The organism is Paenibacillus sp. OT2-17 (genome assembly GCF_009827695.1).
Classification (GTDB): Bacteria; Bacillota; Bacilli; order Paenibacillales; family Paenibacillaceae; genus Paenibacillus; species Paenibacillus polymyxa_B.
On record NZ_WUDQ01000277.1, the window covers coordinates 1 to 4,798 of the forward strand.

Below are 4,798 nucleotides of genomic sequence, written 5' to 3' on the forward strand. Positions count from 1 at the left end.
GGGAAATGTTGATGATTAACGTCACTATTTGGAATGAATTTTTGAACGAAAAGTTGAATGATGAAGCCAAACAGATATATCCTGACGGGATACACAAAGCGTTGGCTGACGGCCTGGCAGGAGAGGGATTTGCCATTCGAACAGCTACTCTTCGTGACGATGCCGAGCATGGTTTGGGAGAAGAGATCCTGAATTCCACAGATGTGCTGCTGTGGTGGGGGCATAAAGCCCACGATCAGGTGAGCGATGAAGTTACTGCGCGTGTTGTAAAGCGAGTGCAGGAAGGAATGGGCTTGATCGTGCTGCACTCGGGCCATTTTTCAAAGCCATTCAAAGCCCTAATGGGCACTAGCTGTGATCTGAAATGGAGGGTGGCAGGTGAACAGGAGATTATTTGGTCGGTGAATCCGTCACATCCTATTACAGAAGGCATAGACGCCAAAATTTTGTTGAAGCAGGAAGAGATGTATGGCGAGTTCTTTGATATTCCAGCGCCGGATGAATTGGTATTTGTTAGTAACTTTGAAGGCGGCGAAGTATTTAGAACCGGATGTACTTTCCGCCGAGGTAGCGGTAAGATATTCTATTTCCGCCCAGGTCATGAGACCTATCCGACTTATTACCAGCCTGATATTTTGAAAGTTATCGCCAACAGCATTCGTTGGACTTCTCCGACAAGTATCAACAAACCAATATATGGTAGAAGTGAACCTGTAAGACCTCTCGGTGGAGTGTTGGTATAATAACAATCATCACATTTTGATGAGCTGTATAATGAACAGATTGATAGGCGGAACCTCTAGGGATTCCGCCTTTTTGTATTTAACGATTTAGACATATACCTGCTGTGTTGGTTTGTTGTATAATCAGTTTTGGTCATGGCAACTTTATCAGCGCAGGTATTTAATTTAAGAAGAAAGTGTTTTCTTTCGGGATAAAGTATGCTAAAATGATATATACTAACAAAAGGAAAGCTTTATCAAACCGAAATGCAAAAGAAGGTGAAAAATTTGGAGAGTCAACCGCAATTTACAAAAATGTGTCCGCGTTTTGAAACCGCCTTTTCATGTTTGGGTAAGCGTTGGAATGGATTAATTATTCAATCCATGATGAGCGGTCCTAAGCGGTTTAAGGATATTTCCAATCTGATTCCCACAATGAGTGACAAAATGTTATCAGAACGGATGAAAGATTTGGAAAATGAAGGAATTCTTACACGTCATGTATATCCGGAAACTCCTGTCCGCATTGAATACGAGCTAACAACCAAAGGCCGTGCACTTCAGCCGGTTATGGAACAGATTCAATTTTGGGCTGAGGAATGGATTAGATGAGCACCAAACTAAATAAGCGTTTCTCATAGCAAAACAGCCTTTTCCTAGGAAAAAGGCTGTTTTTTATTTTGTGTATAGGACTACTTATCCATTTTACAGAAATGATCTGCATAGGCAGCACGGCTTAATAGCCTTTGACGCGCCCTGCAACTGAGAATAATCCTGCTGTTGCACGGCGGGGCACACGGGTTTGAATATCCAGCGCGGCCGAACGGAATGTACCCAAGCAGGAATGGCAAAGTCTTCCTGCATAAATGGGGGAACGGCAGGATTCACAAGGATAATCAAGCTGACTGTATGTGGAGGGAAACTTGCCTGCTCTTACCCAATCTGTGAGCAATTCTATAGGTGTGCCGGTTACGTCACTGAGCTGACGAGTATGTGTAGAAGGATGCTTCCATAGATAGTTAGAACAGCGGTCCAAGAATATATTTTCTTCCTGAATACATGAACTACACAGGTTTCTAAGGTTTTGACGAAAAACGGAACCGCATTTTGGGCAATTAGAAGTATGTATCTCCATAGAAACCAGTCCTTTGTATCGAAATATAGTGAAATTTTAAAATTTATTAGTTATATATTACTATGACCTTATACCTATATCAATCTTTATTTATGGAATCTCTGATCTTTAAGTGTATGTTGAAATCTGTGTTGACATTACTTTGTTACTTATGTATTATTACTTACATAAAGTTACTTAATGAATAAAATAAACTATTGATGATAAGGGGATCTTTATATGATGCCATCTTTATTTTTGGCCCACGGCTCACCGATGCTTGCTATTGAACAGACGGACTATACTTCATTTTTAGAGCAACTGGGGAAAAGCATTCGCCCTAAAGCGGTTGTTATCTTTACTGCTCATTGGGAAGCGCAAACGTTGACGATCAGTTCGATGGATGACGTGTACGATACCATTTATGATTTTGGCGGTTTTCCACCGGAACTGTACACGGTGAAATATCCAGCACATGGTTCTGTGGAACTGGCCAATAAGCTGGAAAAATTATATGAACAAAAGGGCATTGACGTACAAACTGACCGGGTGAGGGGACTGGATCATGGATCCTGGACATTGTTGCATCGTATGTATCCTGAGGCAGACATTCCGGTAGTTCAGATCTCAGTAAATCCATATCTTTCGCCCAAAGCACAATATGCCATTGGTGAAGTGCTGCGTGGACTGGGAGAACAAGATATTCTGGTCATTGGCAGTGGAGTGACTGTTCATAATCTGCGTATCGTCAAATGGGGGGAAACGAAAACAGAACCTTGGGCTATAGATTTTGATGATTGGATTATTGAAAAAGTTCAAAGTAGAGATATAGAGGCTTTGGACCACTATGAAAGCGAAGCACCGTATGCTCGCCAGGCCGTACCAAGAGCAGAGCACTTTGTACCGTTGTTTATTGCAATGGGGAGTGGCAATCCTGCAAACAAAGCCAAGGTCATCCATAGAAGCTATGAGATGGGGAATTTAAGTTATCTATGCTTACAGTTTTAAAAAGTGTGTTGCCAGAAGAAGGACTAGTGTTAAAATGCTTCGCAACTGCTTCTGTATAAGTAGAGGAATGGAAATAAATTAGGAAGTGTTATAAGCTATAATGGCTTATAACACTCCCTTTTACATAAAAAACGATTTATTATATGCGGCAAATCTCACGAGGGCACAATTCACAATGACATACGCCTTGCAGCATTTCCAAATCCTTGACAACAATCATGCCATTATCATATTCAACTGCATTTTTCTTACGTAGATCACTAAGCATCCGGTTTACGCTTTCCCGAGTCGCACCGATCATATTTGATAAGTCAGTATGAGTAATTTTTTTATGAATCAGGATATGTTCGCCGTGAGGCTCACCATAGGTATTGCATAGACGGATGAGTGTTGAACATAAAGCGCCAGGCTTGCCGTACATCATCAAATCGCGGAACTTAGTCTGAGTAATGCGATGATGCGAACCCATCCATTTCATAAAGTCAATCGCAAAATCACAATGCTGGCAAATAAGTAGCTCCAGATCTGTATGATCGATTACGCCAATATCACTGTCTTCCAGAACCTCAGCAGAAAAGGAATGCTTAGTACCGAAAAATGGATCGGCTTGACCAACAAGATCGCCGCTTTGATACATATATAGAATAAGTTCCTTACCCTCATCCGTTGTTTTGGTTACTTTCACGCGTCCGCGCTTAATATAAAACAGCTTATCCGCTGTATCTCCTTCCCAGAACAGATGCGAGCTTTCTGGCATAACTCGATCTTTCATCGTCACTTGCAACCGGTTGAAGCTGGCCTCCGAGAAGCAACAGGTGTTGCCGCGGGCTTCCATTACATTTGTAGGGTTTCTCATCGTCCATTTCCCCTTTGTATCCTATGTTTTTTATCTGCAACTTGATCAATTCAAATTCATTATATACCTGCGCAATGCGTTTTTGGGGCAAGAAGAGGGGGTAAAAGTGGCAGAATTCCAAACTTTGTGATTTAATTCACTTCATAAAATAAAATTTTAAATAGATTGTGAAAAAAATCACAATATATCTTGAAAAGCTGTGTTACGATCAGTGCGTGAACAAGAGATAGTACACGAGATAACAGGAGGATGAGGGAAATGGCTGTTAAAAACGAGGTTATCCAAAAAGAGCAAAGCGCAGAGCAGTATATTCAAACGCTGATTGACCGGGGGAACCGGGCACAGCAAGCTTTCATGAGTATGAATCAGGAACAGATTGACGAAATCGTACAAGCTATGGCACTCGCAGGGATGGATAAACACATGTACCTGGCGAAGTTGGCTGTTGAAGAAACAGGACGCGGTGTGTACGAGGACAAAATCACCAAAAACATGTTTGCAACAGAATATGTCTATCATAGTATCAAAAATGAAAAAACCGTCGGTGTCATTGAAGACAATGATTTTGACAGTTTTCAAAAGATAGCAGAGCCAGTCGGCATTATCATGGGGATCACTCCAGTGACAAACCCGACTTCGACTACGATGTTCAAAGCGTTGATTGCCATTAAAACACGTAACCCAATCATTTTCGGTTTCCATCCATCTGCTCAATCGTGTAGTGCGGAAGCAGCCCGCGTCTTGCTCGAAGCAGCCGTCAAACATGGTGCTCCAGCTGATTGTATTCAATGGATTGAAGCTCCATCGATGGATAAGACAAATTCACTCATGAATCACCCGGATGTGGCTCTGATTCTGGCAACTGGTGGATCAGGCATGGTTAAGGCGGCATATAGCTGCGGTAAACCTGCTCTGGGTGTAGGTCCAGGTAACGTGCCTTGCTTTATTGAAAAAACAGCAGACATCAAGCAGGCCGTGAACGATCTTATCCTCTCTAAATCTTTTGACAACGGTATGATTTGTGCTTCCGAGCAAGCGGTTATTATCGAAGAGCCAATCTTCGAACAAGTGAAAAAATTGATGATCGCTAACGGCTGC

Annotated in this window: 6 protein-coding genes; 4 read left to right on the forward strand and 2 right to left on the reverse strand. The window is 42.0% G+C overall.

Annotated features, from left to right (window positions below):
- Positions 1–11 precede the first annotated feature (11 nt).
- Together GRP75_RS19415 and GRP75_RS19420 are read left to right on the forward strand one after the other, a co-directional pair.
- Positions 12–743: a ThuA domain-containing protein gene (locus GRP75_RS19415; RefSeq protein WP_076159493.1), complete on the forward strand. Its 732-nt coding sequence runs from the start codon at positions 12–14 to the stop codon at positions 741–743.
- 246 nt (positions 744–989) lie between these two features.
- Positions 990–1,334, forward strand: a complete 345-nt coding sequence (locus GRP75_RS19420; protein WP_013371810.1) for a winged helix-turn-helix transcriptional regulator — start codon at positions 990–992, stop codon at positions 1,332–1,334.
- Between the two features lie 124 nt (positions 1,335–1,458).
- On the opposite strand, the gene GRP75_RS19425 is transcribed toward GRP75_RS19420, so the two are convergent.
- Entirely contained in the window at positions 1,459–1,758 is a 300-nt protein-coding gene (locus GRP75_RS19425) for a hypothetical protein (protein ID WP_226887755.1), read from the reverse strand.
- A gap of 318 nt (positions 1,759–2,076) precedes the next feature.
- On the opposite strand from GRP75_RS19425, the gene GRP75_RS19430 reads away from it, so the two are divergent.
- On the forward strand, positions 2,077–2,844 hold the full coding sequence (locus tag GRP75_RS19430; protein WP_071641517.1) for a DODA-type extradiol aromatic ring-opening family dioxygenase: 768 nt from the start codon (positions 2,077–2,079) through the stop codon (positions 2,842–2,844).
- A gap of 139 nt (positions 2,845–2,983) precedes the next feature.
- Here the strand turns inward: GRP75_RS19430 and GRP75_RS19435 are convergent, their stop codons facing one another.
- On the reverse strand, positions 2,984–3,700 hold the full coding sequence (locus GRP75_RS19435) for a Crp/Fnr family transcriptional regulator (RefSeq protein WP_160790101.1): 717 nt from the start codon (positions 3,698–3,700) through the stop codon (positions 2,984–2,986).
- Positions 3,701–3,958: 258 nt separating this feature from the next.
- Between GRP75_RS19435 and GRP75_RS19440 the strand changes: the two genes are divergently transcribed.
- The coding region (locus tag GRP75_RS19440) for an aldehyde dehydrogenase family protein (protein WP_160790102.1) at positions 3,959–4,798 on the forward strand (840 nt) is incomplete at its 3' end.